11 protein-coding genes and 2 pseudogenes are annotated in these 20,199 nt (G+C 68.0%); 1 reads left to right on the top strand and 12 read right to left on the bottom strand.

Annotation, left to right across the window (positions count from 1 at the left end):
• A pseudogene (locus VFW69_RS23080) lies at positions 1–157 on the top strand (cutinase family protein); the annotation flags it as partial.
• Between the two features lie 12 nt (positions 158–169).
• Here the strand turns inward: VFW69_RS23080 and VFW69_RS23075 are convergent.
• The 12 genes and pseudogenes from VFW69_RS23075 to VFW69_RS23020 all read right to left on the bottom strand — a co-directional run.
• The gene (locus tag VFW69_RS23075; RefSeq protein WP_526504990.1) at positions 170–1,090 is read right to left on the bottom strand and encodes a sensor domain-containing protein; all 921 of its coding nucleotides are present in this window, start codon (positions 1,088–1,090) and stop codon (positions 170–172) included.
• 78 nt (positions 1,091–1,168) lie between these two features.
• Entirely contained in the window at positions 1,169–2,143 is a 975-nt protein-coding gene (locus tag VFW69_RS23070) for a sensor domain-containing protein (protein WP_526504988.1), read from the bottom strand.
• A 4-nt stretch (positions 2,144–2,147) separates the two neighbouring features.
• Positions 2,148–3,149 (bottom strand): sensor domain-containing protein, encoded by a 1,002-nt coding sequence (locus VFW69_RS23065; RefSeq protein WP_526504986.1) that lies wholly within the window; start codon positions 3,147–3,149, stop codon positions 2,148–2,150.
• Between the two features lie 3 nt (positions 3,150–3,152).
• Positions 3,153–4,127: a sensor domain-containing protein gene (locus VFW69_RS23060; RefSeq protein WP_526504984.1), complete on the bottom strand. Its 975-nt coding sequence runs from the start codon at positions 4,125–4,127 to the stop codon at positions 3,153–3,155.
• Positions 4,128–4,144: 17 nt separating this feature from the next.
• A complete protein-coding gene (locus VFW69_RS23055) occupies positions 4,145–5,299 on the bottom strand; it encodes a hypothetical protein (protein ID WP_526504992.1) in 1,155 nt (384 codons plus the stop codon).
• 23 nt (positions 5,300–5,322) lie between these two features.
• The gene (locus VFW69_RS23050) at positions 5,323–6,255 is read right to left on the bottom strand and encodes a hypothetical protein (RefSeq protein WP_526504982.1); all 933 of its coding nucleotides are present in this window, start codon (positions 6,253–6,255) and stop codon (positions 5,323–5,325) included.
• Complete coding sequence (locus VFW69_RS23045) at positions 6,255–8,744, bottom strand: GAP1-N2 domain-containing protein (RefSeq protein WP_526504980.1); 2,490 nt, start codon at positions 8,742–8,744, stop codon at positions 6,255–6,257. Before VFW69_RS23045 ends, VFW69_RS23050 begins: the two co-directional genes overlap by 1 nt.
• Positions 8,741–10,789: a SaeA-related protein gene (locus VFW69_RS23040; protein WP_526504978.1), complete on the bottom strand. Its 2,049-nt coding sequence runs from the start codon at positions 10,787–10,789 to the stop codon at positions 8,741–8,743. Before VFW69_RS23040 ends, VFW69_RS23045 begins: the two co-directional genes overlap by 4 nt.
• 2 nt (positions 10,790–10,791) lie before the next feature.
• The gene (locus tag VFW69_RS23035) at positions 10,792–13,443 is read right to left on the bottom strand and encodes a hypothetical protein (protein ID WP_526504976.1); all 2,652 of its coding nucleotides are present in this window, start codon (positions 13,441–13,443) and stop codon (positions 10,792–10,794) included.
• Positions 13,444–13,445: 2 nt separating this feature from the next.
• Positions 13,446–16,991 (bottom strand): tubulin-like doman-containing protein, encoded by a 3,546-nt coding sequence (locus VFW69_RS23030; protein ID WP_526504974.1) that lies wholly within the window; start codon positions 16,989–16,991, stop codon positions 13,446–13,448.
• Complete coding sequence (locus VFW69_RS23025) at positions 16,991–19,996, bottom strand: vWA domain-containing protein (protein ID WP_526504972.1); 3,006 nt, start codon at positions 19,994–19,996, stop codon at positions 16,991–16,993. The genes VFW69_RS23030 and VFW69_RS23025 overlap by 1 nt, the downstream gene beginning before the upstream one ends.
• Positions 19,996–20,199, bottom strand: a pseudogene (locus tag VFW69_RS23020) (hypothetical protein); the annotation flags it as partial. The pseudogene VFW69_RS23020 and the gene VFW69_RS23025, both read right to left, overlap by 1 nt.

Raw genomic sequence — 20,199 nt, 5'->3', positions numbered from 1 at the left:
AGACCCGGTCTGCTCCGACGGGATGAACTTCGCCGCACACGACACCTACGCCGACGACGGCGCCGTGATCGACAAGGGCGTCACCTTCGCCTCCAGCCACCTCGCAATGGGCGGGCCGGCTCCAGTCGCGTCGCCGCACGGCGGCTTCGGCAGCTGAGAAGCCCGTCCGCTAGCCGGGGATTTTGCCAAGGATCAGGTCCGTGACGGCCCGGGCGGCGTGCTGACTGGGGTCGGCGCCGTCCGAGCAGGTGTCCACGTCCACGACCACGTTGGTTTTGGCGGCCACCGCACGCACGCAGAAGATGTGGACCGGTGTCTGAGGCACGTGCGCCATCGTCGTGATGCCGTTGCCCGCGTCAACGGGTGGCTCCATGGCCACGGGGTACGTCTGGCCGTTCGGCCAGGTCGCGTTCATGATCGAGCCGCCGCATTGACGCAGAATCGACAACAGCTTGTCCAGCTGCGCCTGCGCGGCTGTCGCGTCGTGAAACGACGCGACCGTCTGGCTGACGACCCACTGGTGGTAGACGTCGTGAATGTCGACGAAGTCGGATCCCGCGAAGCCCAGGATGGCTGGGAGGTCGTAGGCCTCCGGGGCGCCGGGCTCCATCACGGCCCAGCAATCCGTCCGGTCGATGCGGCCTCGCTGCGGGTCGGGTCTCGGTTGGTGGACCGTCGCACCAGCTTTCATAGCGGGATCACCCGTGATGTTCTTGGCGTCCTCGAGGTTGGGTAACAGCCCGTCGACATCGGCCGGCGCGACGGTGGGCGCAGGAGGTCGCGGCGGGGTGGTCGTCGTGGTGGAGGGCGCGGTGGTCGTGGTGGCGGCGGGTGCCGCGACCCAAGAGGACGTTGAGTCGGGCAGCGTGGCGCCGACGATCAGTGCGACTACCGCCGCGGTGATGAACACATACGACAGGGTCACACCCACCAGAGCACGATCACGGCCGCGCTCACCGCTGTTGCGGATTTGCGCTAAACCCAAGTGCCCCAGAATCAGTCCCGCCGGAGCGAAGATGAAGGCGAACACCACCGATAACGTCGCCAACACATTGGCCTCGTCGCGCGGCGGGACCGGAGGCGGTTGCATCGGCTGGTGTTGCGGGCCGGGCGACCCTCCGCCGAACGGATTCTGTTGAAACGGGGGGCCGAAAGGATTTGTCATGCGCTAGCCCGGGAGCTTGTTGAGGATGAAGTTGGCAATCGCCAGGGCGGCTTGCCGGCCACGGTCACTGCTAATCGTGGTCCACACTCCAACGTCGATGAACACATTGTCCTTGGCGGCGATCGCGCGGACGCCGTAAATGCGTGGGGGTGTTTCGGCCACGGTTTCCATGGTGGTAATGCCGTTGCCCGCATCAGTCGGGGGCTGCATGGATATCGGAAACGTCTGCCCGCCCGGATAGGTTTTGTTGGCGGTTGAACCGCCGCATTTTCGCAGGATTGACAGCAACTTCGACAGCTGCGTCTGGGCGGCCGTCGCGTCGCGAAATGACGAGACTCCCCCACCAAGGCTCCACTGGTTATAGAGATCGTGAGTGTCGCCGAAGTCTGAATCTGAATACCCAGTGACCACTGCGACGTCGTAAGACTCAGGGGCACCGAACTCGAAGACACTCCAGCAGTCCGGGCGGTCGATGACTTTTCTGTTGGGATCGGCAGAGATTTGGTGGTGTGTCGAGTCAACGGTGACGGCGGCATCGCCCGTGAAGTTTTTGACGTCATCGAGGGTGGGCAGCAAGCCGTCCATATTGGCGGGGGCCACCGTAAGCGGCGCGGGCGACAGCTTTGGGGTGGCCGTTGTCTGGCTGGCGGCTTGAGTTGAGTTCGTGTCAGGCATGACCGCGCCGACGATCAGCGCGACCACCATTGCGGTGATGAACACATACGACAGCGTCACCCCGATCAAAGCACGATCGCGACCACGCTGCCCGGTACGGCGAATCTGCGCTAACCCCAAGTGCCCCAGTATCAATCCCGCGGGGGCGAAGACGAACGCAAACACCACCGACAGCGTCGCCAACACATTGGCCTCATCGCGCGGCGGGCCCGGTGATGGCTGCTGGACTCGATGCGGGCCAGACGCACCCGCGCCGAATGGGTTGGGCTGAAACGGGCCGGGGCCAAAGGGATTCGTCATCATCGGCTCAACTTGGGATCTTGCCCAGGATATAGTTGGCGATGTCCAGGGCGGCTTGCTGGCCACGATCGGTGTCCACCAGCACGACGTTGATGTCCACAACCACGTTGTTTTTCGCGACGATCGCACGATCGTTGCGTGATCGCAGCACCGGGCCCTGCGCGGTCAACACCATGGCGGTGATGCCGTTTCCGGCGTCGGAGGGGACACCCATCGACACCGCGACCGGCGGCGACTGCTTGCCCGGAGGCGGAAGGATGTTCATCGTCGAGCCTCCACATTTGCGCCAGATCGACAACAGATTCGCCAACTGCCGCTGTGCGGCCGGCGGGTCTCGAAAGGCCATGAGCACCTGACCCGCTTCCTTGAGGGCGGGGATGTCGTGGTCGTCGATCAGCACCAACCCGTAGTATCCGACGAGGGCCTGCATATCGGTGTTCGGAGCGCCGCCGCCCATGACCGGCCAGCACTCGGGGCGATCAACGGAGGCGCTGTCGGAGTCCGGTCCTGGCTTGAATGTGGGCGCAAGGGCAACGAGGTTGGGGTCCCCCATGAACCGTTTGACGTCATCGATAGTCGGCAGCAACCCGGGCAGGCCCGTCGGCGTGACCATGGGCGAGCGCGGCGTTGAGCTGGTTGAGACTGCCGCACTGCTGCGTGACGCTGTCCGAGACGAGCCGCCGTCGGTCTGCGATGCCCACGCCACCACGGCCACCACCGTCAGTGTGATGACCGCATAAGAGAGCATCAGTCCCACGATCGCGCGGTCACGGCCCCGTTCGCCGGAGCGGCGTATCTGCGCGAGGCCCAGATGCCCCAGCACCGCCCCGGCCGGAGCAAAGACGAACGCGAAAATCACTGACATCGTCGCAAAGATGTTGGTGCGCGGCTGCTGCGGTGGCGGCGCTGTGTAGATCGGCGGCCCCGGCGGCATTCCTCCGTACGGACCACCACCGTAGGGATTGCCGCCGAAGGCATTGGGCCCGAACGGTTCCTGCGGATTGGTCATGTCTCAGCCCGGAATCTTGTTGAGGATCTGGTTGGCGACGTCCAAGGCGGCTTGCCGGGCGCGGTCGACGTCGTTGCCGGTGTAGGAGACCAACAGGTCGATGACCACGTTGGCTTTGGCGGCGATCGCGTGCACGGAAAGGTCGGCCCGAGCCGCCGCTTCGATGGTGGTGATGCCGTTGGCCGCCTCGATTGGCTCGTTGAGTGAGAACGCGACGGTGCTTTTGTCGAGAAACGTGATCTTCACCGGCAAACCGCCGCACTGGCGCCACGCTGATGACATTTTGGTCAGTTGTGCTTGCGCTGCGGCCGGGTCGGGAAATGATGCGACGGCTGCGTCGATTGACCTGGTGTTGGCTGGGTCAGCCCGGTCGGCGAAGACCGGCATGTAGTAATTGACCAGGGCTCCGACGTTGTACAGGTCCGGCACGCCGGCGTATAGAACGCCGCGACATTCGGGACGGTCGGTGCTTTGTCCGCCGGCTGCGAGATCTTCGGGCCGACGCAGGATCACGGGCTGTATCAACTTGTCGTCACCGGTGATGGCTTTGGCGTCGGCAAGAGTGGGCACCAGCCGCGCCAGATCGGACGGCGTGACCGCGGGCGTCGCAACGGATGGATGGGTTGTGGTCGCGGCGGTGCGGGCGGCGGGGGTGTCGGGCCGGGTAAGCCAAACCACCAAAACGCCAGCCACGACTATGATTACCGCATACGACAGCACCGTGCCAACCAAAGCACGGTCACGGCCCCGCTGGCCGGTGCGCCGGATCTGCCGAAGGCTCAGGTGCCCCAGAACCGCCCCGACGGGGGCGAACACGAACGCGAACACCACCGACAACGTCGCCAGCGCGTTGGCCGGTTGGCGGTCTGGTGGTATCGCAGGTGGCGTCGTATACACCGGAGGCGCCGCGGGGTTGCTCCCGAACGGGTTGCTGCCAAACGGATTGTGCTCGAACGGATTCTGAGGTGGGATGGTCATGTTCGCCGCACGGAGGCCTAGAGGACGCCGAAGCTCGAGGTCACCCAGCGCACCGGGTCGACGCAGCGGAAAGGGGCGATGCCCCGGGCGTGTAGGCGCTGGCCGCTGGGTGGCTGGCCGAGGGCGGAGACGACGAAGAACCGGTGCCTCAACCGTCTTGGTGTGGAGGGGTTTTCGACGCCGGCGATAATCGAGCCGGCGTTGAGCCGGGTGAGCAGGCTGCGTACTTCTTCGTGCAGCAGTTGACCGTCATTGTCGTCGTAGAGCACGGAATCCGAGGGATCACGCAGATAGGCCGCCCCGGCGTTGGACATCACCATGCTCCACTCGGAGCCATCGACATCTCGCAACGCCCGGAGGGCGTCGAACTTCGACAAGATGACCGCCAACCGTGGTTCGCCGGAACCGATGGCCATCATCACATTGTTCAGCACGCCGCGCGGGTCTCCCCCGCTCACCATCTGCGGGGGCAGCAGGTCCTGCAACTGATCCCGAATGGATTGCACCCGAAGCGGATCGAACATGAAAAAGACGGCCTCGGCGTTGCTGAAGAACCGAAACGGGGGTGAATGAAGGTTCCCGGACTCCATGTCTTCACCGGCGACGTCGCGCAGCACGAGGTAACGCTGTATCCCGTGCCAGGTGCCCAGGCTGAAGATCAGCGGCTCGCGCTGAGTGGAGGTTTGGGTCATCATCGTGGGCGTCGGCGGGATGAGACCGCGCTGCACGAACAGCGGTGTCTCGTAATGGGTGGCATACGCGACGGCCGTCGAGCGCGTCGCGGGCGCCATGGCAAACCCGAGGTGTTCGCACAACAGCTGCAGTTGGCGAACCAGCACGCCGATGTAGAGGCTTTTGCCGGTCGCGCGGGCCCCCGCCATCGCGATGCAATACGCCTGACCCTCGCGCCACCGGTCGGGCAGGGTGAAATGGCAGACCGGGCAGATCTCGAGGACCGGACCATGCAGCGCCTGAGCGGCGATGTTCGGCGGCGGCGGACCGTTGTACCCGGGCGGACGATCCCACCGGAACATCGGTCCGATATCGGCTTTGGCGCCCAAGAACGCCGAGCCGACCTCGTCGTGGTAACGCGGCGCGCCGCTGGTGGGCGCGAGCGTCCACAAGTGATGATCGGGATCCAGAAGCGCAAAACAGCGTGGACATTTCGTCAAGATCGCCTGGGCGGTTGGAGCGGTCATGTCAGGGCCTTAACAAGCCCGGCGGTGATCTCGTCGAGCACCTGTGGATGCGCCAGCAGTTCGGCGGAAGCATCTTGCCCCGACCGCGGCGCCGGCAGCCGGGGCCCTGCGACGCGGCGGTCATCGGACAAGGTGATCAAGGCAAATCCGCGATGCACGCCGCTGGCCGGGAAGTCCGAACAGGCCACGGTGGCGATGTCGGTCCGCAGCCGCGACCACCGCGCGCCCGCCGACCACCGCGGCTGCACCTTGCGCACCGCTTCGGCCAATCCCATCCCCGGCCCGGAGCCAGGGCTGTCCACCGGGACCTTGGTGACGTCGGCGCCGACGAGAACCGCGGCCACGTCATGAATCCCGAGGGCGTCGGCCACCCCGACCGCCACGTCGGTGGCGGCGGCCGCGCTCCCATCCGCGTACCAGGGCCGCATCGACGCCGAACTGTTCAGCGCGACAACAAGTTCAGCGTGAGTCTGCTTGCGGTCCCGGCCGATGAGACGCCGCGCGGACGTGCGCGCCGCGGCCGCCAGCGGACTCAGCGCCGTGTCGGCAGTGGCGGTGACGGCGACTTCGATGTGGTGACCGGCCGGACGCAGCTCGGCGAACACCACCGCGGCGTCGCCGCTGACGTCCACCGGATCGAAAAGCACCTGGACCGGGTCCGCCTCATCGGGCACATCGTGCGCGATCGCCAGGTGCACGACGGTGCCGGCACCGAATTGCGTGGTGAACGCGGGCCGGACGGCGATGGTGACGTGACCGTTCAGCGAGGGCAACACGACATGCTGGGGGCTCGAGCGCACCACAGACTGACCCGGTGCGCCCTGGATGTCGAGCGCGGCGTCGTGGACCGCCCCGCTGATGGAAACCGAAAGCGGGCCAACGGGTATGTGCGCGCGCTGATTACGTGCGGTCAGGGCGTAGATCGGCATCAGTGGTTCCTCCACAGCTGAGCCGGCGGGGCCGTCAGCGGCGCTCGAACGTCAGCGCGGCGAGCCAGCATCGTGTTCACCAGCTTCCGGTATCGCCGTGGCGCCGTTCCCTCGTTGCTGCCGGCCATCCGCATCATCACCGCGAGCACCCCCTCCTGGTCGTCGTCGGTGAACTGCCGGCTCGCCGTAACCGCGGCGGCGGCCGCGGCCAGCACACCATCGACGGCATCGCCTGGCTCGGCGGCGTCGGTGCGCAACAGGCTGGCCGCCAGAACCTCTGCGGCCGGAACGATCTCGTTGTCGACCAGGGCTAGCACCTGCTCGGTAGCGGCGCCGGCCACCACCCGATCGCCGGCCAGTTGGGCCGCCAGGACGGGTCGTGGTTGTCCCGCGATCAGGCCCAGGACCGCCAGCACCGTCACGCGCACCGCGCAGTCGGCATGTATTTGCCCAGGGCCGATTTCGCCCAATGCCATGTCCCACAGCCCGGCGTACGCCTTTTGATGAGTGTTGAGGTAACCGCGCTGCACCCAGGACGCCGGATCGACCATCCGTAGCGCCGCGCATGCCACCGCGAGGTCATCGTTGTTCGCGCCGGTGATCTCGTCGGCCAACCGGGCCAACGATTCACCGTCGGGCGCCCCCAGCAGGGTCGGCAACAGCGCCGCGGTGCTCAAGGCGGCGCCGCCCGCCGCCAGAAGTTGCGCGGGATCCCAGATCCGGCGGGCCGCCAGCTCGTCGCGGCGCGGTGATCCGTTGGCCGCCAGCCACCACAACTCGGCGAAGCAATCCGCCTCACCGGGGTTGCGTTCGGCACGCATGCCGCACACCGCCGCTCGGGTCCACGTCGCGTCCCACGGTTGGGCGCCCAGTAGCTCGGCCGCCGGGGGCATGGTGGATCCATCGGCGAACCAATCCAGCACGGCGTCGCTGATCGGCGTGGCGCCTTCGCAACTCAGGCGCAAAGTTGCGGCGGCCGCGGCGATCCGGGTTTCGGGGCCGAGCCGGTGCGTCAACCGTCGGGCCAGCGTGGGCCCGGTGTGCGGGTCGGCCAGCTGGGCTGCGACGCGTTCGGTGAGGGCCTGAGTCAGGCGATCATCGTCGACACCCGCGCGTATTAGCAGGTCGACCAGCTTGAGCAGGCGTTGTGGGTCGCCCGTGGCGCTGGCCCGCTCCAGCGCAGGCCCGAGCGCGGCCGCCACTGGTTCGGGCACCGGCTGGCCATGATAAGTGTTGGAGCTCAACGGAATCGGACCGAGCTGATCCAGCCAGGTGTCGTCGCCGATCGCGCGACACAGGTAGGTCAGCGCGGCGTGTTCACCGGCGAACCCGGGCAGGTTCTGTTCGGCGGCCTTCCAGGCGTCGGGCGTGTTGTGACCGACGAGGGCCGAAAGGGCCTCGTCAATAAGGAGTTCGGTCGGTGATCCGGGGGTGATGCCGGCCGGCGAGTGCGCGGTGATGATGGCGTTCGCCTCGGGATGGGCGGCCGCGAAGTCCTCGTCGGCGGCGATCGTGACCGCCAGCGGCCAGGCCGGGTGCAGGTCTCGATCCTCGGTTTGGGCGGCACGGTGGTCGAGTTCGTCGAGCAGCGCGAGTGCCGACTGGGGATCGAGCAGAACCTCTTGTGCCATCACCGACCAGGCGGTGACGTCGATCGCATGACCGGCCGCGGTCCGGTGCGGTTCGCCACCCAACTCCCCCAGCGATAGCGTCGCGGTCTCGTCGATGGCGACGAAACCGGTTGGGAGCGTGTCCAGGTCGCCGATGGGCACCGCGGCCAGGTGCTGGATGGCGTGCTGCGCCGGGCCGAGTTGATCGGCGCGCTCGAAGGTGCTGAAATTCAGGGTGGCCGCGGTTCCCGGTGACATCAGGAAACTCACCAGGCCGATCCACTGCGCGGCCGAGTCGACGGAGACGGCGCCCAACACGACGGGCGCGCCGCCATCCAGCGCGGCCGCGACCGCGTCCAGTAATCCGAGCAAGGTGCCGACCCGCCAGGTATTGGTGTCCAGCGCGAACGCGATCGCACTTTCCCGGGTAACAACTTGCGCGATACCCGGCGGTTCGGCGGGCAGGGCGGCGCGCCCGACCGCCGCGGCACCGAACGGGCGTAACCAGGCGGGCGAGCCCCACCGCTGAATGGGGCGCAGCCGCGGCGCGGAATCCGGTGCCCGGTCCAGCAATACGTGGGCGAACACATTGCCCGGGCGCCCCGTGCTGTCGGCGCCGGCGGCAACGGTGTGCCAGTAGCCGGCCGCGTCGCTGGCCCAGCGGCGGTACTCCAGTCGCCGTGGCGCCTCGTCCAGCTGTTCCGGGGTTGGATAGTCGGGCAGCGGAGTGACGGGCCGAAACGCGGTGCGGACACCCGACGCCAGGCGTTGTGTTTCCTCCGGCGACAAATCCCCGGTGGTCTGCTTGACCTGCCAGCCCCCCGCGCCCCCCGGCCGGTCGAAACTCGTGTAGGCCAGCTGACCGTAGCGCGGGGTCATGGCGCGCCCACGCTCAACCGGAGGCTATGCACCGGCGGGTCCAGGAGCGCGATGGTGCGCAGCCGCGCCGCCGAGGGCGTGTTGACGAACAATCGGATCCATCCGCGTCGGCCCCGCAGGTCGACGGCCCACGGCTCGGCGGTACCGGCGGTGGTCAGGGCCGACCACCGCAGTTCCTTGGACGGCGTGGCCGCCAGCCCGCCCTGCGTGTCGAGCGGCGCGGCGTCTAGCGCTTCGCCGTCGGTGGGTGACAACGGAATTCGGTCCGGGTGGTTGACCAAGACAAAGGCCGGCGATCCGGGCACTTCGTATTCGGACCGCATGTAAATGGTGGCGTGCGACGGCTGTCCCTGCGGGTCGCGGCTCAACTGCACCGCGTACTGCAGCCGCAACAGGCCCGCGTATTCGATGCTGCGCACGGTCCCGATGGCCCGCCGGCCGGCGGAGAAGGCCACCGGCGCCAGATGCAGGGAGCACCCGCTCACCGGCAGTTTGCCGTTGGGGAGTTGCAGGCCGCCGTACTTCTCGTACTGCTCGACGGTGATTTCGTAGGACGTACCGGTCAAACCGTTGCGCGGGTCATAGCCCTTGGGCGCCAGATACACCACGACGACGGCGGCGCCCTGCGGCCAGTCGAACGTCAAAACCTGCTTGTTGCAGTATTCGGCCAGCTCGACATCCCGGATGACCCCGGTGCGCACCGAACAGAAAGTCTTGCCCAGCAACGCACGACCCGCCAGCACCGTGACCGGGGTGAAGTAGGCGCGGCTCCAGTCCGTCGGCCAGGACACCCCCGACATCATCGACCGCGGCCGTCCGTCTGGGCCGGGCTGCTCGGTGATCGGTTGCGTCAGGCGCAAATCCGGGGTCAGTCCGACCTGCTCGAGCGCCGCCTCGGGCAAGTCGTTGGTCTCCGCGCCGGCGGCCGGGCCGGTCTGGCTTCGATAGATCACCACTTCGCCGGCGGACGGCGGCTTCCAGGTGAGCTCGAAGCCCTCCGCTGCCCCCGGTGCCGACGTCACCATCAAATCGGTGACCGGCGTTAGCACAGCGGCGATTTCGACCTTGGCGTCGACAGGTGGCGCCAGGCGCAACACGCCGTCGACCGGGACCGCGGCCCGAATCCGATACACGTAGCGCCGTCCCGGCGCCGGCTCGGAGTCGACGAAGCCGGAACGGTTGTCGCGGTCCAGCAGGATCCGATGCTGGGGCCCCTCGCGGCCGGCTTCCTCGGCCGGCATCCGGGACACGAACACCGTGCTGACCGCCGAAGGCACCGTCCACCTTCCGATGACCTTGCCGTTGTCCTGCCGAACCACGCAATCGCGCACCGGGCTGATGGCCACGCCTTCGGCGTGCTTGATCGGTTGCGCTGCAAGCGCTTCCGCCCGCGTGGCCCCGACGTTGACCCAGACCTGGTAGTAGCGCACCGCCGCGGCGGCGGGCGTGTCATCGACCGCGGTGGTCGCGGTGGTGGCCGCCACCGACCGCGCCCGATCCGGGGAGTACGGCGCGTTGTCCTCCTGTGCGACCAGCCGGTAAATCACCACGGCATCGCCGCCCGGTAAATACGGGGTCCAGGTCAGCTCGCTGCCACCGGTGTCATCGTCGTCGTCGCGCGACGGCCTGACGGTGACGGCGGCCAGTGGGCCGGTCTGCTCGCCGAAGGCGTACGCGGCGAAATCACTTGCGTTCGGCGGCAATTGGTCGCTCGTCGTGCCTTCTGCCCGCGGGGCCGTGCCGGTCGGTTCACCGCCGGGTTCCACCGCCGACAGGGCCGCCGAGCGGTGATGCCGGCCCGGCGCCTCCGACTCCACCTCGGCCAGGACGGCCGCCAACTCCTCGGCGTACTCGGCGACCGAGCCGGGCAGCATCGCCCGAATCTGTTCCACGTCAGTGCGCCCGGAGCGCAGAATCAGTCGCAGGTGGGTTTCCTTGAAGCCGGCCTTGGACACCGCCTCGGAGTCGATCAGGCGCTGGCGCCACGCGATCAGGGCGTTGAGGCGAGGATCGTCGGCGTCGCCGGCATGCTGCGGATCGGGCATGGCTAGAACACCAAATCCCCGCCGGGCGGCACGTCGCGGTGCTCGGTTTGGGTAATCACCGCGGTCTTCTCCATTTCCACGCCCGGCGCGGCCGCCAACGGCACCTCGAACAGGGTGAAGTCATAGGGCGCCAGCCCGTCGCTGGCCTGCACCACCGCGGCCCGAAAACCCAGGCCAGGCCGCGCGAGCGTGGCCGTATCAATGGCTACCTCGCAGCGGCTCGCGGTCATCGCCGCGTCGGTGAACACCGATCCGTCGAACGGAGCGGCGTGCCCCGGCCGATGGTCGACGACACCGGCGGCGAACTGTTCGGCGGCGACATGCTGCCCCATCGCCGGAGCCAATACCGCACCGGCCAGCGCGCTGCCCACGCGGTCGTCCTCAGCGAACATCTGCTCGACACGTTGCCATAGCGCCTCGGCGCCGGTGGCGTGCACCTGTCCGGAGGCCACCGCCGCCGACCATTGGTCCAGACCCGAGGCGGTCCGGAAACCCGGCATGCGATAGAGCATTTCGGGCTCCTCCCGAAGCCGGCCCGCGGCGTGGGCGACCATGTCCTGCCACGGTTTGGTCAGCCAGCCGAGCGCGTACAGGCGGCGCTGAATGGCATGCGCCGCATCGTCGGCGCGCTCCGCACCGGGATCGGCGACCCCGACCTGGGCGCAGCGGGGCAGGCCGTCGGAAATCAGTGGCGCGGCCGTGCGCCCCGCGGGCGCGGGCCCAAAAGGTGCGCGCAGCACCGGCCCCAGGACGCGACACCAGGACAAATACTGGCCGTACGCGGTGGACAGGCGGCTGACATCCTGCAGCGCGGTCTGCAGATTCGCCTGCATCATCTCGAGCTGATTCTGTTGAGATTTCCGCAGATTCATCAAGGTGAACATGTCGCGCTGGGCGAACAGGAACAACGTCAGCGACACCAGAATGTAGAGGCCGAGCAGTATCCCGCCGGTGATCAACGTGTACTTCCAGCCGGTGAAGCCGACAGCCGCGAGGCCGACCAGCACGACGATTACTCCCAACGTCGCCCAGGTCATCGTGGCCAGGATGATGCCGATGGCCTGTTGACGGGCGCGCACCCGCTCGTCGATCGAGATCTCGCTGGCCGCCCGCTGAATCTGTTCGGCGATTTGCGCGACCTCGGTGCGGGCCCGCCCCAGGAAGTCGGTCAGGATCGAGCCTGCCTGCCAGGCATAGCTTTTCGACGCGTGCTGTTGCCAGCGCTCCAGCTCGGTCGACGCTCCGCGTGCCTCGACGCCGGCGGCGGGGTCGGAGTAGGCGCGTTGTAGCCGTTGGCGCAGATCGGCCGCGCCCAGCACGTCGGCCGGCTCCAGGTCGCTGACCCCGATCACCGCGGCCAGCGACGTCGGAACCGCGGTGAACCGGTCCGCGCGGCTGGGGACCACGTCGGCGGCGCTGGCCAAGACACCGACACCCGCGCCCACTTGAATCGGGTCGAGCCCCTTCGCGCGGCGTCCGCCGTCGGCAAGGGTGAGTGCGCCGTTGACGAAGTCGATCCACAGCGGGCTCAGGTCCTGCTGGGCCCGCTGCCCGTTGGCCGCCGATCCGCCGATGGCCGCGTTGAGCGTCTCGGCGCTGCGGCCAAGGTCCTGCCAGTCGGCGAGCTGACTGCTGGTGACCACCGAGAACGCCGATTCGCGGCCGCCGAACACGGTGCCCTGCACCGTTGAGGCCAACACCGCCGATACCGATCCCTTGACCGCCGACAACCACGCCGACGGCGCGTTGCGCAGGGCCCCGCCCATGAAGCGCAGGAACATCTTCAGTGCGGCCCAGATCGAAATGGCCTGCGTGGCAACATCGTCAGCGCCCATTCGCGGTCCGCGGAGCACGTCGCGATGTTTGGTCCACAGCGCGCGGGCCATCGTCTGGGTGGCCGCCGAAACGTCCTCGACATACAGCACCGGCACCTGGCCCCCATGCGGCAACGGCAACCGTCCCGCCGGATCGAACAACCGCGCCCGCAGCCGACGTTCCACCTCGGCGGTGTCCAGGCTGCGGTAGAACGCGCGCACCGCGCGCAGCGTTTGGCCCGGCAGAATCTCCAGACTGTCGAAGGGGGTCTGCTGCACATCGGCCCACAAGCCGGCCACCGCCGCGACCACCGGCGCGGCACGCTGGGCCAGGTCCAGCGGTTCGGCGAGATGTCCCCACGGCACCGCACCCAACCCGGGTGCCGGCGAATCCTCCGGTGCGATCAGCAGGTTGTGCCAGCCCTCCACCACGACAGACGAGCTGAGCTGACTGGCCCCGGCGCGCCCGCTGGTGAGCAGCATCCGCAACAGGCTCATCCGGGCGCCCCTGGCGGTGCTGCGCACCACCTGTTCGACGAACTGCTCGGCGGCCAAAGGCGCTCGCTGCTCGGCCGGAGCATCGAGCGGAACCAATACCGCCACGCGGACCCGGTCATAAGGCTTGGCAGTCAACACCTGTTGCAGCACAACACTTTCCGATGCGCCGTCGCGCACCATCGTCGCCGCCGTTGCGGGCCCTCGCGCATCGCCGGCATCCACCCAGACGAAGACGCCCAGTAACCCGGCGGCGGAGTAATCGCACAGGACGCCGAGAAGCTCGTCGGTCTGCAGGTGCGGAGCCACGACCACGGTGAGGGAGGTGTCGCCGGATACAGCCATGGTCAGAACGTCCCGCCTTCGGGAATCACTACGGGCGCAACGCCATCGAGCACCGGACCGCCCGCCGCCGCGCCGGCCGCCAGCGCCTCGGCCTCGTGCTGGATCAGGTTGATCAGCGCACCGGTGGCCGCGTACACGTCGGGCGCCAAGTCGCGGAACATGGGGGTGTTCGACGCCGTGGTTCGTGTCGGCACCGTCGTGAATGCCCCACCTGGCGTGGCCCCGGCCATGTCCGCCGGAAGATACTGTGCGGCAACGTCACGGATGGTGGTCAACCACTCGATTGCTGCCGCGGCCCGCTCGTCGGCGGTCTGGGCCTCGGCGATCCCCGGCACCCGGGACTGCACGCCGGGCGTGCTCGAGATGCCTTGCAGGAATTCGCGCAGCAGCCCCTGCGCCGACAACGCGACGATGCCGCTGGCGGGGTCTTGCGAGTGCGCATCGTAGAGCTCACGCAGCACGCTGTAGGGCCGCAGCGATCGCATCACCGGCGGCTCGTGCGACTGCGCGATGGCCAGCAGGATCGATTCGAGTACCGCGGGCAACCAGTCGTAGGGGGCATGGAACGCCGACGGCGGCGTCAGCAGTGGGTTCGGGAAGTTCAGCCACTGCCCACTGTCGGCGTCGTAGATCCGCACGGGCTCGGTGAACGGTGACGCGGGGATCTGGATGCGGCCCAGCAGCTGACCGACGAACCAGCCGCCGGTCATGGTGCGCCGCTGTTCATCGGTCATCGGCAGCGACGCCGAAAGTGGCCGGGAGCGGCGGAATCTCCAGAAGCCGCCGCGCCCGGGCCCCGCGGTCTGCGCCCATTGCTGGGCGGCGGGCTTGAGCACCGAGTCGAACGCCAGCGGCGAATAGTTGGGATACGAGCCGAAGATGTCGATGCGGGTCACGCTGTCCTCGTCGGACAGCGAACGCCCGTAGTTGTCCTTCGTCGCCTGGTCGATCCGCGGATTGTTGCGGATGACTTCGAACAGTTCCCGGTCAACCGGTTGACCGGCGAACGGTATCTCGGAGAACTTGTAGCGGTATTCGGTCTGCTGGCCGGGGTGGACCCGCTGCAGCGCCTGGTCGTTGACGCTGGCCAGCGGCCGCGCCAGCGACAGCGCCTCGGCGAACTTGGTGGCGATGTCGCGGCGGCGCGCCACCAGCTCGGACTCCGAAGCGCCCGCCCCCTGCACGTAGTCGCGCAGCGACACCTTGCAGAATTCCGCGAACGACTCCCCTGGCCGCTCGACGTAGAGCCGGGCCCGGCGCAGCAATTCCACTGGGCGGGTGTGGATGTCGAACTGCGCGATCGAGGGCACCCGCGCGCGGCCGGTCTCCGGATCGGTGCCCAACGCCCGGGTGACCCACGTGGCGGTGCGCTCGATCAGCCCGCCTGGTGCGGCGACGCCGCCGGTGGTCTGCCACTCCCCCAAGATCACCCGCGTGGTGGCCTCCTCGATGGCCGACTGCAACGGGATCATCGCGTTGGCGCCGGCCACCGCCTTCGGCAGATCCGCCTCGTAACGTCCCTTGAATGCGGTCGAATTGATCAGCAGCACTTCGTTGTTAGCCTCCGCGAACCGGCTGGGCACCAGCTCGTCGGCGTCCGCCGGCCAGGCCGCGTACTGATCGGTGGCCAGGCGCGCGAGGCCCACGTCGGTCGGTGGCTCCGAGCGGGCGATCTCCAGCTGAATCATGGCCTCGCTGAGGCGATCACGCAGCGGCACCAGCAACTCCACGCCCAGCACCCGCATCACGTCGGCGATGCGGGAGGCCGCGTCGGCGAACAGCTGACGACGCACCGTCGCGCGGAACCCGTCCACCACGGCGGCCACCACCTGGTCGGTGTTGGTCATCACCCCGTGCAGCGATTTCAGCCCGGCATCCACCTGCGGCGACATCGCCACGATGTCGGGCGGGCCCATGTTGCCCAGTTGCGCAACCCCGGCGGTGAGTTTGTCATCGATGTGACGGCGCAGCTGGTCGACGACTTCCCGCGCAAAGGGCAATCCCAGCGAGGCGACGGCCGCGCCGACCACCTTTTCGAGCCGGTTGACGAAATCCTGGTGCCACTGAAAAGCCATGGCGTAGGCCGCATCAGCGCACGCCCGGGTCAACTCGGTGCGCCGATTGTGCACGGCCTGCCGCATGGTCGGCACCCATTGTTCGGCGGCAACGCCTTCCGGGTTCGGCAGGTGGTTGCGCAGCTGACGGTCGATGAGGCCGTTGACGGTGGAGGCGACGATGTCGGCCGTGAAGGCTTCGGTGCCGATCCAGCGGCCGAGCTGGCTCACCCGGGTCTGCTCGTCGCCGGCGCTGGGCGGCAACCCCAATTCGCCGCAGAGTGAACCCCATTGGCTGGACAGCAGCGAATCCAGCTGCTCGGTGCTCGATGCCGGATTGCCCTTCTGCATGTGCCCGTCGAGAAGCTTGTCGACGCAGCTGCGGGCCAGGCGCTGGGCGGCGTATTCGGCGTAGCGGTCGCGGCCCATGCTCAGGCTGGAGAAGCCATAGGTGCCCCAGGGCAACACATCCCACGACGAGATGCCCCAGCCCAGCAGGTCGCGATCACCCACCGGGGACGCGGTGTTACCCAGGTCGTAGGCGACGAACTGGTCGCTGGCCCGGCCGCTCATCATCAGCCCCGCCAGCCCACGCGCCAATCCGCGGTACACCGCGTACTGCGAGCCGTCACCGAACAGGGTGCGGTCGGCGCCGATGTAGCGGCCCACCGGGAACACCCGCGCGAACGGAATCGGTTCTCCCTCACCGTGATGGTGGCCGAGTGCGCGCAAGATCCGCACGTCGTGTTCGCGGGCCGCACCGGACTGGCTGGCCACGATCTCGCCGAGCATCGCCAACGCGTTGGCCCGCACACCGATGATGGCGCTCTGCGGTAGCGAGTCGAAAATGTCGGGGGTCACCATGAATACACCCATCAAGCGGGGATCCAGACCGGTGACCAAGGTCAGCAGGCGGCATACGTCCAGCGCCATCGACGCCCCCGCACCGCCTGCCATCGACGACACCACCAACACCAGGGGCGGTTCGTTGGGATCGAAGCGACCCATGCCCGGTACGTCGACCGTCGACATCTCGGAAACGGTCTCGACGCGAAACAGCGTGTCCCACGCGGACTGTAGGCGAGCGTGGATCTCGGCGGCCTTGCTCAGGGTGATCATGCGCCCGATCGCCCGGTACTGCCCTGCGCCGGCCGAGATGGGGATCGACACCTCCTGCGGGCTGCGCGGCGCCCAGGTGGCGATGGTGTCCAACGCCGATTCGGCCGCCAGCCGTTGCGACAGCGCACCGTCGAGAACGGCGTAGCTGCTGCCCTGCGGTCCGCACCCGACGTAGCTGCCGCCCTGGGCGGGGACGTTCGCCAGCCCTTCCGGGCCCGACTCGGCGGCACTGGGGACGTCGATGTGAACGAATTGCCAACCGGCTAAGAGCTTTTCGATTCCAGCGGTGTGCAATTCGGAGCGCAGCTGGTCCATCATGAGGGACAGCGTGGCGCCGCCGGAACCGCCGCAGCCCACTATCAGGAATCGTCGCATCAGTTGCCCTCTCCGAACGGGTCGAATGGATCTGGGTCAAATCGATAGGAGGGTTGGGTGGCCTCGGTCGGCGGGAGCCCGGGTGGCCTTCCCTCATCGCGCTCTTCGCTCTCTTCGCGCTTTTCGTGCTGGCCGTTCTGGTCGTCGTACCGGTAGCCCGCGGCCATCGTGTCGTCCTGGCGGGGTATCGGCTCGGGACTCGAGCGCTCTTGTGTCTCCGCCTCGTTGAAGCCGGGTGGCACCGGCCCCGTCGCGGCGGGGGGCGGCGGCGCGGGCCTCGGGGTTGGGGCAGCCACCGAAGGAGCGGGCGCTCCCCCGAACGGTGAATCAGCGCCGCCACCAAAGGGATCGTCCCCCGCCGAGCCCACGACGACGCCCGCGGGCGTGTCACCGAACGGGGAGGCCGTCTCGCCCGGTGCCGCGAACGGTGCCGTCATGCCGGCCTGCACGGCACGCAGCCGCAACCCGGTGAGCAGGTCGGGCAGCCGTTGCGCGATGTCTTCGTAGAGCCGCTCCCGGGCGGTGGTGTCGGTGGTTCCGGCCACCAACAGCAGGACCTCGGCGGCGTTCTCGGGCCCGGACGGGTTGTGCAGCAGCACCCAGGTGTTGTGCACCGCCAGCGGCAGCACCGCGCGCAGGCCGGTCTTGTCCGATCCGGGCAGCTTGGACCCGACGCTGACCAGGCCCTCGGCGTTGACGACCACGTGGCCGGATCCGAATGGGCTGCGCCCCAGCACAACCGAGAGAGTCACCCCGGCCACGGACAGTTGGCGGGTGCCACCGGGCGGCAGTCCGGTCACCGGTTGCACCAGATCGGTGTCGGCCATCGCGAACGGTTCGCCGCCGCGCAGCACCGCGTCGTGCTCGACCTCCACCGGGATGCGTTCGGCCAGCAGCGGATTGTCGGGAATCTTGCTGACCCACCACTTCGATGCGTACAGCAGCGCCAACGGGATTCCGGGACCCAGCAGCAGCGCGGCGATGAGCACCAGGATGAAGTTGGTGGTGTTGAGCGGGTTGATCATCGACGCGGTGAAGGCCACCGGCACGGTCTGCGCGTCGTCGGGGTTGTCCAGCGTCGAAACATGTACGGGCACAGTGCCGTTAAGACCACCGTGGCCGTTGTGGTCAGTGCGCAGGGTGACCGACAGCTGTGCGCTCTCGCCCGCCTGCACCTTCAGACAGTGTTGGCCCGAATTCGTCGGTGAACCCAGGTGCGGGGTGCCGATGCCGTCGGGTGCGCCCGACACCGTGGCGGCGTCGGTGTCGCTGATCCAGGCGCAGCCCGGGCCGGTGATGTTCAGCGTCGCCGTTGCGCCCTTGGCTCCCTCGACGGTGCCGAAGTCGATGCGTTCGCCCGGGGTGGGCAGGCCGACCTTGGGCAGGATCTGCACGGGCACATCGACTTCCTGCGGCGACAACTGGGTGCCGGCGATGGGTCCGCCGTTCAGGTCGGTGGTGGACGCGGTGGTGATCACCAGCGACATCCGCAACGTCGCGTGCCCTGGGGTGACTTTGGTCAGGTCGGCGTCGACGGGCTTGGCGATGTCATCCTTGCCCGCCGCCGTCAGCAATGGAATCGGCGCGGCGCCATCGGGTCCCAAGGACGCCGACATGGTGGCCGAGCCCGCCAGGTCGCTCGGGGCCATCGGCTTGCCTTGGCCGTCAACCAAACCGAAGATCAGGCCCTTCAGGGTCTGACCGCTGTGCCAGGCGACTTTGTCGGCGCCGGTCAGGGCCGGGAAGATGTCGGTGGTGATGTGAATGCTGACCTTGGATACCGCGTCGGGGTGCTGGCCGGTGGTGTCGACGTAGACGATGGCCCATTGCCCGGTCCAGTGCGGGGCATTGCCGTTCTGCAGCGAGATCGTTTGCGCCGATTCGGATTGCCATTGGTAGTTCACCGAGACGCCGTCGACGTTGACGTTTTGAGCACCATCCTTCTTGGGCAAAGGCAGCGTCTGCCCGGTCGGGGAGACGAGGTAGGGCTCGACGCCGGGCACGCCGCCGGAACCCAGGATGTTGACCTCTTTGATGGACCGGTCGAGCACGAAGTTGTGCCGCGCCTCGGGGCATACCTTGATCTGGCATACCCCGCCCTGGTCGGTCACGCCGGGATCCGGGTTGAGGGCGTCGAACGCGAACAACATGTCGTCGATGTTGGCGACGGGAAAGAAGTCGCCGGGCACCGGATCCGTGATGGCGCCGCACGCCATACCCTGCAATCCCTTGCCGGTGCTGATCGCCGACATCACGTTGAAGTCACCGGGAGTCTGCTTGGCGCCCAACCCGATTCCCAGCATGATGATGTTGCTCGACCGCAGCTGGTCGGCCAGACCGCTGGGGCGGCAGATGGATTGCACGGCCTTCTGGCTGGTGTCGGGGATTCCGTTCGGTGAGTCCAGCGGGACCCCGTCGGCGTAGGGCTTGGTAACCGGGCGGGCGGTGAAGTCGATCATGCCGTCGGAGAACCAGGCGATGGCCTGGCAGCGCTGACCTTTGTCGGCCGCGCCGCCGTGCGTCGTCAGCGCCTGCCGGGCACCGTCGAGGGCCAGCCAGTAGTCGGTGTCGATGCCGGTGTTCTTCTTGGCGATGGGATCCAGCGACGCGCCGACGCTGTCCGCCGTCGATCCGGTGAGCTGGGTCCAATCATGTTCGGGGACATAGTTATCGGAGAACCCTGCCACCGCGACGTCAAGTTTTGCGCTCACCCGGTCGGCGTATTTACCAAGTGTCTGCACCAAGTAGCGGGCGGCCTGCACGCGCGCGGCCTGTGGGTCGGTCTGCTGCAGGCTGCTCGACTCGTCGAACAACAGCAACAGATCACCGGCCTTCTGCGAGGCCAGGCACGCCCCGAATCGGCTCGCCCCCGGCGAGCCCGTCGCCGACGCAACCGGCGCCCAGCCGACCAGGTTCATTACGACGACCAGGGCACCGACCGTAAGCACACGCGCCAGCGTCGCAATGCCGTTGCGGCCGCGAGCTATTCGGGAAGAGTGGGCCACTACAACTTCCCCGCCCACAGTGCGATCTGCCAGGCCCCCACGGCTATCCCGACCAAGCAGACGGCCAGCACTATCCAGTACAGCGTGGACGTCCAGGTCGGCGCCGAATAGATGGCCTCGGTGCGGCGCCTGGTGTCGACGCGGCTGAAGACCGCCAGCGCGCCGATCGCCAGCGGCCCGGCCAACAGCCACCCCATGACGGC

This window comes from Mycobacterium sp. (genome assembly GCF_036273375.1).
Taxonomy (GTDB): Bacteria; Actinomycetota; Actinomycetes; order Mycobacteriales; family Mycobacteriaceae; genus Mycobacterium.
Note: the sequence above shows the minus strand (reverse complement) of the source record. Positions and strands in the feature narration are given on the sequence as shown.